Source organism: Neobacillus vireti (assembly GCF_001026695.1).
In the GTDB taxonomy this organism is placed as follows: domain Bacteria; phylum Bacillota; class Bacilli; order Bacillales; family Cytobacillaceae; genus Neobacillus; species Neobacillus vireti.
Genome location: NZ_LDNB01000027.1, coordinates 1 through 771 on the forward strand (window position 1 = coordinate 1; position 771 = coordinate 771).

Consider the following 771-nt stretch of genomic DNA (forward strand, 5'->3'; position numbering starts at 1 on the left):
ATAGGTCAGAGGTGGAAGCATGGCGACATGTGGAGCTGACTGATACTAATCGTTCGAGGACTTAACCAAATTTTTAAAGCGAACTCGTTTTTATAGCACTTCTTCTGCATTATCTAGTTTTGAGGGAATGAAACCTCAAATTTCATATAGTCTGGTAGTAATGGCGAGAAGGTCACACCCGTTCCCATACCGAACACGGAAGTTAAGCTTCTCAGCGCCGATGGTAGTTGGGGCATGCGCCCCTGTGAGAGTAGGACGCTGCCNGCCCCATTTGGGGCTATTATTTTGTCGAGAATTACAATGGCCCCTTGGTCAAGCGGTTAAGACACCGCCCTTTCACGGCGGTAACACGGGTTCGAATCCCGTAGGGGTCACCATATATTTTGGAGGATTAGCTCAGCTGGGAGAGCATCTGCCTTACAAGCAGAGGGTCGGCGGTTCGATCCCGTCATCCTCCACCATAATTTTATTTAACAACTTATTTCAAACTACATGCCGGGGTAGCTCAATTGGTAGAGCAACTGACTTGTAATCAGTAGGTTGGGGGTTCAAGTCCTCTCGCCGGCACCAGTTTTACTTAGTAAATTATCTAAGTACGAGCCATTAGCTCAGTTGGTAGAGCAGATTGCGGACTTCATTGAATAAGCTTCTGCGAACAATCTGCGAGAAAGAACGTAAGTTCTTTTGAGCATCTGACTTACCACAATTAAAGATTAGTGAATCATCTTAGTATGAGCCATTAGCTCAGTTGGTAGAGCATCTGACTTTTAA

3 tRNA genes and 1 rRNA gene are annotated in these 771 nt (G+C 45.6%); all 4 read left to right on the plus strand.

Going from position 1 to position 771, the window contains the following annotated elements:
- Positions 1-150: 150 nt before the first annotated feature.
- Positions 151-267, plus strand: a 5S ribosomal RNA gene (rrf, locus tag AA980_RS25575).
- A gap of 35 nt (positions 268-302) precedes the next feature.
- Positions 303-377, plus strand: a tRNA-Glu gene (locus AA980_RS25580).
- 8 nt (positions 378-385) lie between these two features.
- A tRNA-Val gene (locus AA980_RS25585) sits at positions 386-461 on the plus strand.
- Positions 462-494: 33 nt separating this feature from the next.
- A tRNA-Thr gene (locus tag AA980_RS25590) sits at positions 495-570 on the plus strand.
- Positions 571-771 lie beyond the last annotated feature (201 nt).